General features: G+C 57.5%; 1 pseudogene. It reads left to right on the top strand.

From position 1 onward, the window contains the following. A pseudogene (locus tag ACXAH4_RS20120) lies at window positions 1–240 on the top strand (retention module-containing protein); the annotation flags it as partial.

Genomic DNA, 240 nt, shown 5'->3' with positions numbered 1-240 from the left:
GCTTCAACGCCACAGTTCTCGGCGACGGCACCTGGTCTGCCAACGTGCCCATGGCAATTTCAGAAGGCTTATTAGATGTGAACGTGTCGGTGCTGGATGCCGCGGGCAATGTGGCCACGGTGAATACCTCCGGCCTCATCGACCTGACGCTGCCAGTGCTGAACGTGAATGCCATTAGTGACCTCGCCAGCGATACACCGCTCATCAGCGGTACGTCTGACGAAATCGGCGGTATCGTAA

It is taken from the genome of Alteromonas sp. ABV2_168 (assembly GCF_056161165.1).
This window is presented reverse-complemented; position numbering and strand designations above follow the sequence as displayed.